The organism is Arsukibacterium indicum (assembly GCF_019100565.1).
Taxonomy (GTDB): Bacteria; Pseudomonadota; Gammaproteobacteria; order Enterobacterales; family Alteromonadaceae; genus Alishewanella; species Alishewanella indicum.
Map to the genome: position 1 here is coordinate 102,969 of NZ_JAHRID010000008.1, position 16,247 is coordinate 119,215.

General features: G+C 52.1%; 15 protein-coding genes and 1 other RNA gene. 9 read left to right on the forward strand and 7 right to left on the reverse strand.

Annotated elements, in window-relative coordinates:
- Nucleotides 1–41 precede the first annotated feature (41 nt).
- The 3 genes from KQY15_RS15670 to KQY15_RS15680 all read left to right on the forward strand — a co-directional run bounded on the left by KQY15_RS15670 (nucleotide 42) and on the right by KQY15_RS15680 (nucleotide 5,892).
- Nucleotides 42–1,994 carry a glycoside hydrolase family 3 N-terminal domain-containing protein gene (locus tag KQY15_RS15670; RefSeq protein WP_308160254.1) on the forward strand — a complete coding sequence of 651 codons (1,953 nt, stop codon included), beginning with the start codon at nucleotides 42–44 and terminating at the stop codon, nucleotides 1,992–1,994.
- 1 nt (nucleotide 1,995) lies between these two features.
- Nucleotides 1,996–3,204, forward strand: coding sequence for an acyltransferase family protein (locus KQY15_RS15675; RefSeq protein WP_217670833.1), 1,209 nt, complete (start codon nucleotides 1,996–1,998; stop codon nucleotides 3,202–3,204).
- A 135-nt stretch (nucleotides 3,205–3,339) separates the two neighbouring features.
- Nucleotides 3,340–5,892, forward strand: coding sequence for an EAL domain-containing protein (locus tag KQY15_RS15680; RefSeq protein ID WP_254795766.1), 2,553 nt, complete (start codon nucleotides 3,340–3,342; stop codon nucleotides 5,890–5,892).
- A gap of 21 nt (nucleotides 5,893–5,913) precedes the next feature.
- Here KQY15_RS15680 and KQY15_RS15685 read toward each other — a convergent pair whose 3' ends face one another.
- The 3 genes from KQY15_RS15685 to KQY15_RS15695 all read right to left on the reverse strand — a co-directional run bounded on the left by KQY15_RS15685 (nucleotide 5,914) and on the right by KQY15_RS15695 (nucleotide 8,135).
- A complete protein-coding gene (locus KQY15_RS15685) occupies nucleotides 5,914–6,606 on the reverse strand; it encodes a DUF1294 domain-containing protein (RefSeq protein ID WP_217670837.1) in 693 nt (230 codons plus the stop codon).
- Between the two features lie 106 nt (nucleotides 6,607–6,712).
- The gene (gene nadC, locus KQY15_RS15690; RefSeq protein WP_217670839.1) at nucleotides 6,713–7,612 is read right to left on the reverse strand and encodes a carboxylating nicotinate-nucleotide diphosphorylase; all 900 of its coding nucleotides are present in this window, start codon (nucleotides 7,610–7,612) and stop codon (nucleotides 6,713–6,715) included.
- A gap of 1 nt (nucleotide 7,613) precedes the next feature.
- Nucleotides 7,614–8,135, reverse strand: coding sequence for a retropepsin-like aspartic protease family protein (locus tag KQY15_RS15695; RefSeq protein ID WP_217670841.1), 522 nt, complete (start codon nucleotides 8,133–8,135; stop codon nucleotides 7,614–7,616).
- 67 nt (nucleotides 8,136–8,202) lie between these two features.
- On the opposite strand from KQY15_RS15695, the gene ampD reads away from it, so the two are divergent.
- The 4 genes from ampD (at nucleotide 8,203) to KQY15_RS15715 (ending at nucleotide 11,439) form a co-directional block, all read left to right on the forward strand.
- On the forward strand, nucleotides 8,203–8,811 hold the full coding sequence (ampD, locus tag KQY15_RS15700; RefSeq protein WP_217670843.1) for a 1,6-anhydro-N-acetylmuramyl-L-alanine amidase AmpD: 609 nt from the start codon (nucleotides 8,203–8,205) through the stop codon (nucleotides 8,809–8,811).
- Nucleotides 8,808–9,701 (forward strand): regulatory signaling modulator protein AmpE, encoded by an 894-nt coding sequence (ampE, locus tag KQY15_RS15705; protein WP_217670845.1) that lies wholly within the window; start codon nucleotides 8,808–8,810, stop codon nucleotides 9,699–9,701. The genes ampD and ampE overlap by 4 nt, the downstream gene beginning before the upstream one ends.
- 96 nt (nucleotides 9,702–9,797) lie before the next feature.
- Nucleotides 9,798–10,712, forward strand: a complete 915-nt coding sequence (gene rarD / locus KQY15_RS15710) for an EamA family transporter RarD (protein ID WP_217670847.1) — start codon at nucleotides 9,798–9,800, stop codon at nucleotides 10,710–10,712.
- Nucleotides 10,713–10,761: 49 nt separating this feature from the next.
- The gene (locus KQY15_RS15715) at nucleotides 10,762–11,439 is read left to right on the forward strand and encodes a DUF599 domain-containing protein (protein ID WP_217670850.1); all 678 of its coding nucleotides are present in this window, start codon (nucleotides 10,762–10,764) and stop codon (nucleotides 11,437–11,439) included.
- A gap of 60 nt (nucleotides 11,440–11,499) precedes the next feature.
- Here KQY15_RS15715 and dolP read toward each other — a convergent pair whose 3' ends face one another.
- The 4 genes from dolP to KQY15_RS15735 are packed head-to-tail and all read right to left on the reverse strand — an operon-like array spanning nucleotide 11,500 to nucleotide 14,879.
- Entirely contained in the window at nucleotides 11,500–12,069 is a 570-nt protein-coding gene (gene dolP, locus KQY15_RS15720; protein ID WP_217670852.1) for a division/outer membrane stress-associated lipid-binding lipoprotein, read from the reverse strand.
- Nucleotides 12,066–12,653, reverse strand: coding sequence for an SIS domain-containing protein (locus tag KQY15_RS15725; protein ID WP_217670853.1), 588 nt, complete (start codon nucleotides 12,651–12,653; stop codon nucleotides 12,066–12,068). The genes dolP and KQY15_RS15725 overlap by 4 nt, the downstream gene beginning before the upstream one ends.
- Before the next feature lie 12 nt (nucleotides 12,654–12,665).
- A complete protein-coding gene (locus tag KQY15_RS15730; RefSeq protein ID WP_217670855.1) occupies nucleotides 12,666–13,010 on the reverse strand; it encodes a YraN family protein in 345 nt (114 codons plus the stop codon).
- 30 nt (nucleotides 13,011–13,040) lie between these two features.
- Nucleotides 13,041–14,879 carry a penicillin-binding protein activator gene (locus KQY15_RS15735; protein ID WP_308160255.1) on the reverse strand — a complete coding sequence of 613 codons (1,839 nt, stop codon included), beginning with the start codon at nucleotides 14,877–14,879 and terminating at the stop codon, nucleotides 13,041–13,043.
- 76 nt (nucleotides 14,880–14,955) lie between these two features.
- Between KQY15_RS15735 and rsmI the strand changes: the two genes are divergently transcribed.
- Entirely contained in the window at nucleotides 14,956–15,807 is an 852-nt protein-coding gene (gene rsmI, locus KQY15_RS15740) for a 16S rRNA (cytidine(1402)-2'-O)-methyltransferase (RefSeq protein WP_217670859.1), read from the forward strand.
- Nucleotides 15,808–15,828: 21 nt separating this feature from the next.
- An RNA gene (gene rnpB, locus KQY15_RS15745) (RNase P RNA component class A) lies at nucleotides 15,829–16,197 on the forward strand.
- Nucleotides 16,198–16,247: the final 50 nt, after the last annotated feature.

Genomic DNA, 16,247 nt, shown 5'->3' on the forward strand with positions numbered 1-16,247 from the left:
TTGTTAACGAAGGTTACCTTAACACAAGCGGAGAAAACAGTGTGGCAGAACAGCAGAAAGGGCGGCAACGAAAATGGCTGGGTTGGGGTATCTGCAGCTGGGTTTTATCGGGTGCGCTGGTTATGAGCAGTCAGGCTGAGGTCACTTCAGCTGCCGCCCAGCCCACAGTCCGGCAAATGCTGGGCCAGAAGCTGATGCTGGATTTACGCTATTACTGCTCTGAACCTACCGCTGCTGGAAAATGCCGCACACCGTTAACCAGCCTGCCACCGGAGCTGGCCAAACTTATCAGTCAGTATGATATTGGCGGCGTTATATTATTTGCAGAGAACCTGCAGCACAGTGAGCAAATTATTGGCCTGAACCGGCAGTTACAGCAGGCCGCGGCGCGTTCTGCCCTGAAGCAGCCATTATTTATTGGTATTGATCAGGAAGGCGGGCGGGTGGCCCGTTTACCCCGCGAGCTGGCAACGTCGTTCAGTGGCAATATGGCTATCGGTGCCACGTACCCTGAGCATGGCAGCCACTTTGCAGAACTGGCTGGTGCCATTACGGCTGCCGAGTTGTTGGCACTGGGTATTAACGTAAATTTTGCACCGACGGTTGATGTTAATGTTAATCCGGACAACCCGGTAATTAACGTGCGGGCTTTTGCCGAGGATCCAGCTGTGGTCGCTGAGCTTGGCGGTGCGATGACGGCTGCCATGCAGCAACAGGGGGTTATTGCCGCGTTGAAACATTTTCCGGGCCATGGCGATACCCATGTTGACAGCCATCTGGGTTTGCCGCGCGTTGAGCATAGTCGGGAGCAGATTGATCAGGTTGATCTACTGCCGTTTACTGAAATAATTAACAAGCACCAGCCAGGGATGATTATGACCGCTCATATTCAATATCCGGCGCTGGACAGTAGCACCTTTACCGCCAAAGACGGCCAGCAGATGATTAAGCCGGCAACCTTATCAAGGGCTATCCTGCATGATCTGCTGCGCCAGCAGATGAGTTATAACGGGCTTATTGTTACCGATGCGCTGGATATGGCGGGTATCAGCCACTTTTTCAGCCCGCATGATGCGGTGATTGCGACTTTCCAGGCGGGTGCTGATATTGCGCTGATGCCGGTTAAATTACAAAGCCCGGCCGAACTGGCTGATCTGGCGGCATTGTTAACCGCGTTGGAACAAGCGGTGGCCGATGGTCAGCTGAATAAAAGCGAGTTGTTTGGTTCATACCAGCGGATAACACAACTTAAGCAGCAGTATCCGTTACTGCCAGAGGATACTGCTGCCGGGCAGCTGGCAAAAGCGAACGACCTGCTAGGCAGTGCAGCGCATCGTAAGGCCGAGCTGGCGCTGGCTCAGGCTGCCATTACCCGGATCCCGCTGCCACAAAACGATAAAAATACGGCGCTGCCAGCGCTTAGCGGCAAGCAGATTGTGCTGCTAATGCCAGACAGTAATAAAGCAGCAGCACTTAGCCTGGCCTTACAGCAACAAAGCCCGCAACCACTGACGATTAGCAGCCTTAGTTTATTACAGGACAACCTGACTGAGGCCGCTGCCCTGCTAACCAATGCCGATGTCGTGATCAGCGCCTTCATTACGCCAATGCCGTCTCTGGCAGAAATTGGCGGCATGGATGATATCAGTGCGCTGGGGCCACTGGCGGCCCGCTATCAGCGGCAGCAGCAGGACTTTCTGAACTTGTTACGCCAGGTAGCACAACAACAAACGCCACATGTGTTTATCAGTCTGCGTGCGCCATATGATGCTGCTGTCTATGGCCAGTATGCTGATGTCAGCCTGGCCAGCTATGCCTACAACAGCGAAGATAAGGCCATTGCTGCTGGTGATCCGGGCGCGACTTATACGGCACTGGCCCGGGTATTGCTCGGCCAGGTTGCTGCAAAGGGGCGTTTGCCGGTTACCGTCGACAGCCAGCTAGCCACGTCGTTAGCGCCGGCGGCAGACGATAGTGACAGGCAGGGCCGTTAAGATGCTGAACTGGCTGAAGGCCCATTGCGATACCATTCTGGCAAGCCTGCCACCACAGCGATTGCTGGCGTTAGATGCGTTACGGGGCTTAACCATTACTGCGATGATTCTGGTTAACAACCCGGGTAGCTGGAGTTATGTTTATGGGCCGCTGCGTCATGCCGAGTGGCATGGCTGGACCGTTACTGATTTGATTTTCCCCTTTTTTATTGTGATCGTCGGCATGTCACTGCAGTTCAGCATGCAGCGGCAAAGCACTCCGGGTATAAGCAGCCATTCCAACTCACAACTAATCCGCCATGCGGCAACGCGCAGCCTCAAATTGTTTGGTCTGGGGCTGTTTCTGGCCTTGTTCTATTATAACTTTGCTGATCCGGCCTACAGCTATCTTGAGCAGAAGCTGCTGAACCTGCGCTGGCTTGGTGTGCTGCAACGTATTGGTTTGGTTTACTTTGCGACGGTGCTGATTGTGCTGTATTGCGGCACCCGGGGCCGGATAGCCTGGTTGCTGGCGCTGGCTTTGGTCTATCTGCTGGCCATGTGGTTTATGCCCTATCAGGACAGCCAGGGCAACACTTTCAGTGGCCTGCTGTTGTTTGGCAATAGTTTTGCAGCCTGGCTGGACCACACCGTGCTGGGTGTTAACCATCTTTATTACCGCTCAGCCACACCGTTTGCCTTTGACCCTGAAGGTATCTGGTCAACTCTACCTGCTATTGCCAGTTGTTTAAGCGGAGTGTTGCTGGCGCAGTGGCTACAGAGCGGGCACAGCCTGACCCATAAAATCCGGGGCTTACTGCTGGTGGGTGTGATAGCGGTTTGGGTAGCCGAATTATGGCACTTCAGCTTACCAATTAATAAAAGCCTGTGGACCCCAAGCTTTGTGCTGCTTAGCAGCGGTTACTGCGCTATTGTGTTAGCGGCGTGCATCTGGCTGTGTGATGTTAAGCGCTGGCGGCGCTGGAGTGCGCCATTTGTGGTATTTGGTGCTAACGCCATATTGTTTTATATGCTGGCCGGTGTGTTGGCGCGGGTACTGGTTATGATCCCGGTTGGCGATGGTTTGCTGCAGGGCTGGTTATTCAGCCGGGTATTTCAACCGCTGTTTGGCAACTTTAATGGCTCACTGGCCTTTGCCCTGACATTTCTGACGTTATCTTACCTGTTGATGCACTGGTGTTACCGGCGGGGCTATATTTTTAAAGTATAACAATAGAAAAAGGTACAGCAGGCCAGGCCTGACAAAGTCCAGTTGCAATTTGAGCCGGCTGCAGTAAGCTCAGTAACAGAGTAACAACTAAGTGACGAGTTTATGCGCTGTACTGCCCTGTTAATGGCATTGCTAATGTCGGCTGGCAACGGTTTTTTTTATGCTTTTGCTGCCGACAAGCTTGTCCAACCAGGCGGCAGGACACTGGTTGTCGGCGTTTATCAGAATCCACCTAAAATTATGGTAAATGCGGATGGCATGCCAACTGGGATTTTCGGTGACTTACTGCAGCACATTGCCGACCAGCAAAACTGGCAGTTAAAACCGGTAGCGTGTGACTGGGCGTATTGCCTGGAATTGCTGGCAAGCGGCGATATCGATATTCTGCCTGATGTAGCTTATAGCCCGGAACGGGCACAGGGTATGAGTTTTCACCAGACGCCGGCACTTTACAGCTGGTCGCGCTTATACAGTTTGCCAGAACATAATATTACCGACTTATCAAAGTTAGCAGGGCTGCGGGTGGCAGTCTTGTTAAACAGTTCTCAACACAATTTTTTGCAGCATTACGGTCAGCATGAACAGATTAGTTTTCAACTGAAAGGTGTCAGTTCACTGCGGGCGGCGTTTAATCTGGTTGCTGCCGGTGACGCTGATGTCGCCGTGGCCAACCATTTATTCGGCGACAACCGGGCAGCTGAATTTCAGTTGCAGGCAAACCCTGTGCGTTTTGACCCGGTCGAGCTGTTTTATGCTACCACCAAGGATCGCAATCAACAGGTGTTAGCGGATATTGATCAGTATCTGCAACAATGGCAGGCCGATCCGCAGTCGTATTATTTTGAAACGGTCAGTCGCTGGAGTCAGCCGGGTTTCAACCTGCACCCTGCTGCCCCGATGCTGTTGATTTGGGCAGTGCTCAGCACTGTGTTATTGCTGTTAAGCGGTGGCGGTGTGCTCTGGTATCGCCGGCATGTAAACCAGCGGCTCAGAAACCTGCAGTTAAGTGAAGACCGGCTGACCACGATCCTGAACAGTGTTGACGCTCATATCTATATAAAAGATAAACGTTTTCGCTATCAGTATGTTAATCACAAGATTGCTGAGCTGTTCGGTAAGCCGGCTGAGCAGATCATTGGCCATACCGACAGTTTGTTTTTTGATGCTAATTCCGCGGAGCAGCTGCAGGTAAACGATCAGCGGGTACTGGTTGATGGTGAACGGGTGGTAATCGAGGAAACCAATACCACAGTTAGTGACAATGAGGAGCGGGTATTTCTATCCGTCAAGCTGCCATTGCGCCATAGCAATGGTGAAATTTACGCCTTATGCGGAATTTCAACCGATGTCACTGAGCACAAAGAAACCCAACGGGCCATTCATCAGCTGGCCTTTTATGATGCGTTAACATCGCTGCCAAACCGCCGGCTGCTGCTGGAGCGGTTAGAGCAGGCATTTAATATGGCCGCCCGCCTCCCCTGTCAGGGCGCAATCCTGTTTATTGACCTGGACCATTTTAAAGATTTAAACGACACCCTCGGCCATGCAGTTGGGGATGAATTGTTATGCCAGGTTGCCAGCCGCCTGAACGAACAGCTGCGTAAAAGTGATACGTTGGCCCGCTTTGGTGGTGATGAATTTGTGGTGCTGTTGTCCCAGTTACAACCACGGGCCGATTTAGCCGGTCAGCGGGTAGAGCTACTGGCCATGAAACTGATGGAGATACTAAGCCAGCCGTTTCAACTGGCAGAGCGCAACTACACCATAAGTGCCAGTATTGGCATTGCCATGTTCAGTGACGCTGGCAACGTTGATGAATTGCTGCAGCGGGCCGATTTAGCCATGTACGACGCCAAAAACCGTGGCCGCAACCGCTACTGTTTTTACGACAGTAAGCTACAGGCAAAAGTACTGGCACGTTCAGCATTGCAATCCGGTTTGCGCCAGGCTTTAAGCCTGCAACAATTCAGTTTGTATTTTCAGCCTCAATATCATAGCGACGGCCAGATGCTGGGAGCAGAGGTGTTGCTGCGTTGGTTTGACCCGGAACTGGGCCCTGTATCACCCGTCGAGTTTATTCCGCTGGCGGAAGACAGCGGTCTGATTTTGCCGATTGGTGCATGGGTACTGCAACAAAGCTGTCAGCAACTGGCCGACTGGCAGCGAGACCCGGTTAAAACCCACTGGCATCTGGCGGTTAACCTCAGTGTCCGCCAGTTGCATGATCCTGACTTTGTAAAACTGGTGCGTGATACGCTGCAACAAACCGGCGCCAGGCCTGAGAATTTGGTATTGGAACTGACCGAAACGCAGTTACTGGAAGATATCGAAGCAGTGATTGCGAAAATGCAGCAACTGGGAGAGTTAGGCGTGCGGTTTTCACTGGACGATTTTGGCACCGGCTATTCATCGCTCAGCTACTTAAAACGTTTGCCGCTGAACCAGTTGAAAATAGATGGCAGTTTTGTCCGTGATTTGCTGGACGACCCCAGTGATGAAGCCATTATCAGAACTATTCTGGCTCTGGGCAACAGTCTGGAGCTAGCCGTTATTGCCGAAGGCGTGGAAACTGAGGCGCAATATCAGGCTCTGTGCAAGCTGGGATGTCAGCAGTTTCAGGGTTATTTGCTGGGACGGCCGGCGCCGGTTGAGCAGTTAACGGTAACACCGCAGCGCCCTGGCCTGTAACCGGATAGTTTTATAAACCGGTTAAGACCAGAGAGCAAGCCGGCCCAGAAACAACTGGCCATGTTGCGACAACAACCAGATCAATAAAATACCATTGCCAATAATGACCAGTAAAAATTCTCTTTGAAACAAAAACTTGCGCTTCTTGTGGGCCAGCTTTTTCTGAGCCAGTAAAGCGCCGGGCCAACCGCCTATTAAGCTGAACAGCTGTAAACTTTGTTCTGGCAGCCGTTGCCGCTGGCGGGCGATGGCTGCCGCTTTATCAACCCGATACAGCCAGTACGTAAACAAGCTGGCTTCGATATATAAAATAGGCAACACATAAGGCAGGGTACCGAACAGCAGCGCGATAACAACCAGTACCAGAAAGGCGCAGCGAAAATATAAAGCAACATCCTGCGTGTAGTCGAGGTCTACCAGCTGCGTTTCAGGCAGTGGGGCCGCATTTGCCGGGGTAGCAATAACCTTTAGCTGGCTGGCAATGGGCCGCTGTCGCTTATCTTTGCCCAGAGTGAATTGCAAACGGCAACCTTCGGACGGACGGATGCTGCTGTCAGCAAAATCACGGATATGAAAGAACAGTTGCCGGTTGTCGCTGCCTTGTGTCGGGCCATCGGGTACCACAAAACCAAAGCCTTTATCGTCGCGCCAGTGCACAACTCTGCCGGTAAACTGTTCTGGTCCGGTTTTCTGTTCAGGCTCTGTCGGTTGCATTGACTATTACCAAACTACAGGTGTTGCAATGGCCTGAGTGTATCAGAAGTTTGCTGAACAGTGGTTTAACTAATTTGTGCTACTTTGGTTGCAAAAACGCTGCAGCTTAGTCGGAACTTTGCAGGCGCATTGACAAATCAATAGCCTGTACATGTTTAGTCAGGGCACCACTGGAGATAAAATTAACGCCGGTTGCTGCCAGCTCTGTTAAGCGTTCGGCAGTAATATTGCCCGACACTTCCAGTTTTGCCTGACCGTTATTCAGTTTTACCGCGGCCCTGATATCCGCCAGACTGAAGTTATCCAGCATAATGATATCGGCTCCGGCAGCCAGCGCCTGCTTAACTTCGTCAAGATTTTCGGTTTCAACTTCTACCGGTTTGCCTGGGAAGTTCTGGCGGGCCTGGCCAACCGCTGCTTGAATAGAACCTGCGGCCGCAATATGGTTTTCTTTAATCAGAAAGGCATCAAATAAGCCAAAGCGGTGGTTTAAGCCGCCACCGCAATGAACCGCATATTTCTGAGCAAAGCGCAGGCCAGGCAGGGTTTTGCGGGTGTCCAGCAAACGGGTGCCTGTGTTGGCCAGCAGACGGGTGTACTGAGCGGTAACCGTTGCGGTGCCACTTAGCAATTGCAGAAAATTCAGTGCGCTGCGCTCACCGGTCAGCAGCAGGCGGGCCGGGCCGGTCAGCCTGCATAACAGACTGTCGGCAGCGACGTTGTCGCCATCTTTTACCTGCCAGCTGACACTAACCTGGCCGCTGCCGCTCAGCTGATTCAGCTGGGCAAACACTTCATCCACCCAGGCGGTTCCGCATACTACACAAGCCTCGCGGCTGATAATGGTGGCAGTGGCCTGCTGGCTTTGTGGGATCAGGCTGGCGGTAATATCACCGTCGGTCAGGGCCAGAAAACCTAAGTCTTCTGCTAAAGACGCCTGGACGTTACGTTTTATTTCCGGTGCCAGATGAGCATGATGAGATATTGCAGTGGCTTGAGCAGTCATATTAATTTCGCTGAATTAGGGTCAGTTGGTTACCTTGCTGGCGGAATTCTAACTGGTTTAACGCGCTCATGCCTAACAAAATCTCGGTACCGGCTAAGTTGGGTACCACGCTGGCCGTAACTTGTTGTAGCACAATATCACCCAGTTGCAGCGATGCTATCTCGCTCAGATAGGCTGTGGTAATACCATTGGCAGTGGCAACCTGAATTTGCCGGCCACGGGGTAACCCCAGTTTTTGGGCAGTATCTTGCGCTATCGCCACGGTAGTGGCTCCGGTATCCAGCATAAAATCAACCGGCTGACCATTAAGTAGCGCAGTGCCAATATAATGGCCGGCGCGGTTGCGAATTAACACGGTGCTGACTTCGCCGGCTGCGCCCTGAATACTGTGCAGTTGCTGATTCGGGTTGCGTTTGTCTGTCAGATAATCCTGAAAGAACAGAAACAACATACTTAGCAGCAACAGCCAGGCTAACCAGCTGAAGGCTTTAGCAAAAGGTGTTCGTTGCTCAGGTGCTTGCATTCATGGGCCTCAACCTTGACAATAGGGCCCTAGCTTAATCACAGTGCGGGCTAAAGGCAAAATTCTGATGAAAACTAATACGCAACCAACTTGCCCGCCTATTTTGCAACGCCCTTCCACCCATTTTGATGAGCGCCCGGCCGGCGAGCAAATAAGTTTGCTGGTTATTCATAATATCAGTTTGCCCGCTGGCCGCTTTGCCAGTGCCCCGCAGCAGGGCAGCCATGTCGATAATTTATTTTGCGGGGTTCTGGATTGCGCTGCCCACCCTGACTTTGCATCGTTACAAGGGCTGAGGGTGGCTGCCCATTGCGTGATCTGGCGTGACGGCAGTATTTTTCAGTATGTGCCCTTCGCTAAAAGAGCCTGGCACGCCGGGAAAAGCGAGTTTGCTGGTCGGGCCAACTGTAATGATTATTCGATTGGGATAGAGTTAGAAGGCTGCGATAATATACCGTATACTGAGCAGCAGTATCAGAGCCTGATCGCGTTAAGCCATTACTTACTGACGCAGTATCAGGCAATGAACCCGGAGCGGATTGTTGGCCATTGTGATATCGCACCCGGGCGCAAAACCGATCCGGGACCGGCGTTTGACTGGCCGTACTACCGGGGGGCAATTCAGGCAGCAATTCAAGCGACGATTCAAGCCACAATAAAGGGGAGCAGGGAATGACATTAATCAGTATGTTGCTGGCATTAATTATTGAGCGCTTGGCGGTTCGCAGCGATGCCTGGCAGGCAAAGCGCTATGTCAGATCGTATTTAAAATTCAGCCTTAATACACCACTGGCCAAGCTGGCTCGTCATCAGCTGGGCCAGTATCTGTGGTTGCTGTTACCAGGCGCGGTGGTGACGCTGGTGCTGTGTCTGATTGACAGCCGGTTGCTTACCCTGATTGTCAATACGCTGGTGCTGCTGGTTGGTATTGGCTGCTGGCACTATCGGCAGTTATACAAACAATATCTGAATGCCCAGGAGCGCGGCGATGCTGAAGCAGCGCATCTTACCATGGAGCAAATCCGGTATGATTCAGGCAGCAGCATGGAGCAGCACAGCTATGGTCAGACTTTGGTTTGGCTGAATTTTCGTTATTACGCTGCGACGGCATTCTGGTTTTTAGTGCTGGGTGCCTTTGGCGTAATAACCTATGTGTTGTTACGTGAACTGCAGGAGCCGGCAACGGTTGCCGAAACAGAAACTGCACAAGGCAGTGCAGAAGACGCTCCGGCCTATGCTGAATTGCAACCTGATTCGGCAGGCCCTGATGCCGTGCATTACCTGACGTTCTGGGCGCAATGGCTGCCAACCCGGTTGTTTGGTATTGGGTTTGCGTTGGTCGGGTATTTTTCGCGGGCGTCAAACACATTACTGGCCTACTTTATGGATTTTAGTACCGACAACGAACAGGTATTGACTGAAGTGGCAGTTGCCGCAGAACCCCTGGAGCCGGAGCAAATTAATACTGTTGATGAAAGCAGTGCAATGGTGCAGTTGGGTAAACGCAATATGCTGTTTTTTCTGGCTTTGGTAGCTGTATTAACCCTAAGTGGCTGGTTGCACTAAGTTTTAATGGAACGGCATAACGAACACGGCGTGCGTATTGCAGCGGGGGCCGGTATTTTTCTGGTTGGCTGGCGGTCAGCTGTCTGAGGTAACAAGATGTCGTTAAGCAGGGAGCAGAAGCTCGGCGGTGTATTCGCTGCCAGTGCTTATACCCTCTGGGGTGTTGCCCCGTTGTATTTCAAACAAATTGATTTTATTGCCGCGACAGAGATCCTGGTGCACCGGATTGTCTGGTCGTGTCTGCTGCTGTTGCTGGTATTACTGGCGCTGAAACAGGGGCCCAGGCTTATTACACTGCTGCGCCAGCCAAAGCTGATGTTATGGTTGTTATTTACCGCGGTTATTCTTGGCTTCAATTGGGGCTTATTTATCTGGGCGGTCAACAGCAACCATATGCTGCAGGCTAGTCTGGGCTATTACATTAATCCACTGCTGAATGTAATGCTTGGCATGTTGTTTCTGGGAGAACGGCTGCGCCGCCTGCAATGGCTGGCACTGGGACTGGCGGCCAGTGGCGTGGCTATCCAGGTGGTAATATTTGGCTCGATACCTTTGTTAGCGCTGGCCCTGGCCGGCTCTTTTGCTGTTTACGGACTATTGCGCAAAAAGCTGGCGGTAGAGGCCATCACCGGTTTATTTGTTGAATCATTATTATTGTTGCCGTTGGCCATTGGCTACTGGTATTACTTTGCTGACAGCAGCGCTGTTAATATGTTGCACAATAGTGCTAGCCTGAATATGCTGCTGATTGCTGCGGCCTTTGTGACGACAATTCCATTGCTGTGTTTTATTGCCGGCGCCCGGCGTTTGCAGTTGTCGACGATGGGGTTTTTTCAGTATATCGGGCCCAGTCTGATGTTTATTTTCGGGGTCTGGCTATATCACGAGCCATTAAAGCCTGCCAGTTTAATCACCTTCGGCTTTATCTGGCTGGCATTGCTTATTTACAGTCTGGATGCCTGGCGACATATTCGTTACCAGCAAAAAATACTGCGTAATGCGGTATGCTAGCCCGCATTCGTTATTGTTCGTACTCAGCCTATTATTGCAGGAGTAGCCTATGCCCGGACCACTGGATTTAATTGCCGTTATCTGGTTTTTTATTTTATGGATTGGCTACACCCTGTACGCCAAGCGCCGGGCAAAGGTTGTCAGCTGTCTGTCATTCGAACTGCGACGAAAGCGTACCGACTGGATGCAAAAAATGCTGTTGCGTGATAACAAAATGGCTGACGTTGGCTTAATCTCTACCCTGGAACGTAATGTTACTTTTTTTGCCTCCAGCTCGCTGCTTATTTTAGCCGGTTTACTGACGGCGATGGCCTCGGCAGAAAAACTCAGCCTGATGTTGTCTAATCTGGTGCCCTGGGCCGACTATAGCGAAGGGTCAGTGCAGCTGAAGTTGTTGTTACTAACCTTTATTTTTGTGTTTGCGTTTTTCCAGTTTACCTGGTCATTACGCCAGTATGGCTTTTGCGGAGTTTTAATCGGTGCGGCGCCGGATGGCCGCAATCTTAATGAGGACGACCAGGCATTGTATGCCAATCGGGCGGCCAAGGTCATTGATCAGGCTGGTCATTCATTTAACTATGGCTTACGTGCTATTTACTTTTCCCTGTCGACCCTGTCATGGTTTATTGACCCGTTATTATTTATGGCAAGTACGGTAATAGTAATGATAGTAATGAAACAACGTGAGTTTCACTCCAAAGTGCTGAAAGCACTGCAGGAGTGCTAACAAGCAAAAGGGGCCGGATTAGCTGTGGCCCCTTTTGGGAATTCTTGATGGATTAGAACTTTAACGCCTCTCAAAGGCTTTAATAACCCGCGCTACGCCATCGACATTACGGGCAATATCTACCGCTTTGTCTGCTTCCGGCCCTTGTACCAAACCCATTAAAAATACTTCAGCATTTTCGGTAACCACTTTAATGTTCAGGCCTGCGACGTCGTCATCGGCCAGTAACTGAGTTTTCACCTTGGTGGTGATCCAACTGTCGCGGGTGCGGGTGGTTAAAGAGGTGCTGTTACCCAGCCGGATTTGATTATGAATATCCCGCACGCCCGGGGTGTCTTTAATCTGCTGCTCTGCCTGCTGTTTTATCGTGTTGTTGTTAACCTGACCCGTAAGCAAAACAACCCCATTGTAGCTGGTAACATTAATGTTGCTGCTGTCCGGAATGCTTTCGGCCGTGCCAATTGTCCGCCGGGCGCGGATAACAATGCTGTTGTCGTCCAGCTGTGAGCCAAGGGTGCGCCGATCGTTAGCGGCGCTGGCTGCGGTGGCGCCACCTGCAACCACGGCTGCGGCACAACCCTGTAACAGTAAAATAGCGGCAGTAAGTGCCATAAGTTTGCTGATATTCATAGTTCTCCCTGCTGTGGAAACAGCGTAGTGTCAATTAGTTCGCAAAGGCAATGCAGTAAAAAGGTGTAGCATTCAAATACCCGGGCCGGCCGGTGTGCCGGAACTTTTAGCTCCACATCCTGCTGGTTGAGCAGGCCGGCGAGTTCGCTATCATTATCAATAGTCAGCGCCACCACTTTCATATCACTGGTTACCGCTGCTTCGACTGCCTTAATTAAACTTTGTTCGGAGCCGGTAAGTGAAATAACCAGTAGTACGTCGGCTGCACTGCCCAGTGCCCGAACCTGACGGGCCAGATAATCCTGATTAATATGATTATTCGGGTGCAGGCTGGATATATCATTTTGCAGGGCCAGCGCCGGCAGACAGGGCCGCTCGGTTTCAAACTGGTCTAGCAACAGTTGGGCAAAATGGCCGGCCAGGCCGTGGCTGGCTCCGGCGCCGCAGCACAGGACCTTGCCGCCACTGATCAGGCTGTTAACGATAACCAGCGCACTGTTCTCAATTGGCTCCGCCAGCGCTTCGCTGGTGGCAATCATGGTTTGAATATTTTCACTGAAAAGCTGGCGGATATGTTCCTGCATCACTTTGTCCTTTTAACTGAAGGCATTTTGCAACCAGTTGTAGTGAAAGGGCTCGCGCCCTTCAATTGCTAATACGTCTATCCGGCATGGCTGGTTCTGGCCGCCATGCTGCTGCAAGTACCAGCGCACTGCCCTGAGCAGTTTCTGCTGTTTGGCAGCGGTTACTGCCGCCAGGGCGCCGCCAAAGGCGGCACTGGCCCGGTATTTTACCTCAACAAACACCAGTTGCTGCGCCTGGCGCATCACTAAGTCGATTTCGCCGGCTTTGCACTGGAAATTACGACATACCAGACTAAGCCCGTGTTGCAACAGGTAATCCAGCGCCAGTTGCTCGTAGTATTCCCCTTTGCTATTCATAATCAGCTTTTTACAATCCGTTGTTTAGGTTCAGGGTTCCTGCACGGCAACCAGGCGGTTATTCCGATAGCTGGCCCAGCTTAGCCGGCGTACCACGCTGCCATTTTTATCCAGACTAAGCTGACCGGTCAGGCCGGGGAAAACCAGCGCTGGCAGATGCTGTTGTTGCTTTAGGCGGGCTATCAGCTGATAGGCATCATGGCCCATCGCATATAACCGTTGCAGTATTTCGTCCTGGTCGGTAAACAGCTGCTGATACTCTTCACGCAATAGCACGCTGCTTTGCTCGCCCAGCATCCAGGGCATTTCAGTAAAGGTCAGGCCGTTTAAGTCGCGCTGTTCGTTGCGATCCAGGCTGGCACTGAAACTGCGCGAGCTGGCATAAACCGGTAACTTTGGCGCGGTTTGGTTTACCGATACATCGACATAGGGTTTAAATAACCGGGTTTGGATTGGATCTGCCAGCAGATAAATGGCATCAATGTCCAGCCTGCTGTGCGGTTCAGCCTCTAGTTTGGTATTGCCGCTGACTAAGCCGCTGATGCTGCGGATCCGGTTCTGGCTGATATCAGTTTCCAGCAGGTTGCTGACAATGGCTTCAAGCTCGGCTTTGGCACTGAACTGATAAAGCTCTGGTTTCGGATGGCCAAGTGCCTGCCACTGGCTGGCAAAATGCTGCTGCATCCGCTGACTGATATTATTGCGGGCACTGATCACCACCGGGCGCTGATAATTTTTCTGCTGAAACAACTCTGCCATCTGGCTGGCTTCATCTTCCAGGCTCAGGGCGTAAAAAAAGTGGTTTGGCCGTTTTGGCTGGTCAGGATTACGGCTGTTTAAAAACAGCGTAGGCCAGGGCCAGTCCTGCTGCTGACTGATAACATCAACCTGATCACGCAGTAGCGGGCCGATAACGAAATCTACCAGTTGCTGTTTTAATTCAGCGGTAATCTGCTCAGGACTTTGCTGGCTATCGATAAAAATCAGGTTCGCCGCACCCTGCCGGGCACTGGCAGCAGTAACTAAACCATATTGCAGGGCTTTGGCATGCGCCCGGAAATTACCGCTAAAAGGCAGTATTACGCCAATTCGGCTGGGTTGATAAGGCGTTAACGTTATCAGTTGCTGCAGTGCCTGGGGCAGGGCATCAGGTTCGGGCATAAAGGGGTAGCGCTGATGCCAGGCAACAAGGGCCTGTTGCAACGCTTGCTGCTGGCCGATGTTGGCCCGGCTTAACTCGGCCAGATTTAACCAGGCCAGATTGCGTTCGGTGGCATTGGTGCGCAGGGTACTGAGATTACCCGGGCTTAGAGCCGTAAGTTGCTGCCACAATAAATCCCATAGTTCCGGATAGTTAGCATCGGTTTGTTGCAGCTGATCCAGTTGCAACAGCCAACGACTGGCCGCCAGGCTACGTTGCTGGCTGGCATAAAAGCGGGCGCCCTGCCATAAGTATTCGCTAAGATCGGCTTGTGGCAGCGTATCCAGATTAGTTTGCTCCAGTAAGATACTGGCGCGCTCGAACTCATTGCTGGCCAGATAGGCCTGCAGCAAAAGCAGGGTATTGCGTTGGCGCACTACTGCATATTCACTGTTTGCCAGGCTATGGGTTATGGCCAGCGCCAGTGGATATTGCTGCTGCTCAAGCGCAGCCCGGGCAGCACGCAGCAAATGAATTTGCCGGGCTTCGCCCTGATAGTCGCGGGCATTCTGATACAGTTCACGGGCATCTGTCTCAACCGTTGCCGGTACCTCAGCGGGCGTTGTAACCACCGGCCGGTCTGCAGTTGGCGTCGGTTGCTGGGCGCAGCTGGCTAACAGGCCGCACAGGCTTAAAAATAGCAGTGGCTTTAATTTGCTGGAATTCACGTTGCACAGTACCATTAGGCTTTTAATAGGGCTATCTTACTTAGACTGCCCGCCAAGCTCAATTAAATAGCGAAATATGACCACACAAACCGGATCTTTGTATGTTGTTGCCACACCAATCGGCAATTTAGCTGACATTAGCGAGCGCGCAGTGGCTACGTTAAAGCAGGTTAGCTGTATCGCCGCTGAAGACACCCGCCACACCGGCAAGTTACTGGCGCACCTTGGGGTAACCACCCGCACTCTGGCGTTGCATGATCACAATGAAAAACAACGGGCGGCCAGTATTATAGAGCGCTGTCTGGCGGGTGAAGACCTGGCACTGGTATCGGATGCCGGCACGCCGCTTATTAGCGACCCGGGTTACAATCTGGTTCGGCAGTGCCGGGAAGCCGGAGTCAGGGTTGTGCCAATACCGGGGCCCAGTGCAGTTATTACTGCGCTGTGTGCAGCGGGGTTGCCCACAGACAAATTTTTGTTTATTGGTTTTCTGGCGGCCAAAAGTAACCAGCGGCAGAGCCAGCTAGCGGCATTGCCGGCCGATGTTGGCACTATTGTTTGTTATGAAACCGCCCGGCGTATTCAGGCTTGTTTAGATGATGTGGCCCTGGTGCTGGGCGCGGATCGCGAGCTGGTGCTGGCCAAAGAGCTGACCAAAACCTTTGAGGCCTTTTGTCATGGTACACCAGCGCAAATCCAGGCCTGGCTGAATGAAGACCCGCAGCGCTGTCAGGGCGAAATGGTATTGATGATAGCGTCTGAGCCGGCCCGGGCTGCCAGCGATATTAGTGAGCAGGCGCAAACTACCTTAAAAATTCTGCTGGCTGAACTGCCGGTAAAACAAGCCGCCGCCTTAACAGCACAAATTCATAACGAAAAGAAAAACGCCCTGTATAAGCTGGCATTGGAATGGGCTGGTGAAAGTTGACGATTCGGGTATAATCCGCGCTGAGTTGGCCAAGACAATCGCTGCTTGCGTAAGCAAGGGGAGGAAAGTCCGGGCTCCACAGGGCAGGGTGCCAGGTAATGCCTGGGGGGCGTGAGCCTACGACCAGTGCAACAGAGAGCAAACCGCCGATGGCCTGCTTTGGCAGGATCAGGTAAGGGTGAAAGGGTGCGGTAAGAGCGCACCGCGCGACTGGTAACAGTTCGTGGCACGGTAAACTCCACCCGGAGCAAGATCAAATAGGCCCTCTATGGCGCGGCCCGCGTTGAGGGCGGGTAGATTGCTTGAGGCTTAGGGTGACCTAAGTCCTAGAGGAATGATTGTCACTCTGGCAACAGAGCACAGAACCCGGCTTAATGGCCAACTCACCTATTTAACAGATAACCGCGCAAAGGCTGCTGCCTGGCGCGGTTTTTTTATGT

Excerpts from the sequence above, each read along its gene's own strand:
- KQY15_RS15675 (WP_217670833.1), top strand. The coding sequence starts at position 1,996 with ATGCTGAACTGGCTGAAGGCCCATTGCGATACCATTCTGGCAAGCCTG.
- KQY15_RS15680 (WP_254795766.1), top strand. The coding sequence starts at position 3,340 with ATGTCGGCTGGCAACGGTTTTTTTTATGCTTTTGCTGCCGACAAGCTT.
- KQY15_RS15685 (WP_217670837.1), bottom strand. The coding sequence starts at position 6,606 with ATGCAACCGACAGAGCCTGAACAGAAAACCGGACCAGAACAGTTTACC.
- nadC (WP_217670839.1), bottom strand. The coding sequence starts at position 7,612 with ATGACTGCTCAAGCCACTGCAATATCTCATCATGCTCATCTGGCACCG.
- KQY15_RS15695 (WP_217670841.1), bottom strand. The coding sequence starts at position 8,135 with ATGCAAGCACCTGAGCAACGAACACCTTTTGCTAAAGCCTTCAGCTGG.
- ampD (WP_217670843.1), top strand. The coding sequence starts at position 8,203 with ATGAAAACTAATACGCAACCAACTTGCCCGCCTATTTTGCAACGCCCT.
- ampE (WP_217670845.1), top strand. The coding sequence starts at position 8,808 with ATGACATTAATCAGTATGTTGCTGGCATTAATTATTGAGCGCTTGGCG.
- rarD (WP_217670847.1), top strand. The coding sequence starts at position 9,798 with ATGTCGTTAAGCAGGGAGCAGAAGCTCGGCGGTGTATTCGCTGCCAGT.
- KQY15_RS15715 (WP_217670850.1), top strand. The coding sequence starts at position 10,762 with ATGCCCGGACCACTGGATTTAATTGCCGTTATCTGGTTTTTTATTTTA.
- dolP (WP_217670852.1), bottom strand. The coding sequence starts at position 12,069 with ATGAATATCAGCAAACTTATGGCACTTACTGCCGCTATTTTACTGTTA.
- KQY15_RS15725 (WP_217670853.1), bottom strand. The coding sequence starts at position 12,653 with ATGCAGGAACATATCCGCCAGCTTTTCAGTGAAAATATTCAAACCATG.
- KQY15_RS15730 (WP_217670855.1), bottom strand. The coding sequence starts at position 13,010 with ATGAATAGCAAAGGGGAATACTACGAGCAACTGGCGCTGGATTACCTG.
- rsmI (WP_217670859.1), top strand. The coding sequence starts at position 14,956 with ATGACCACACAAACCGGATCTTTGTATGTTGTTGCCACACCAATCGGC.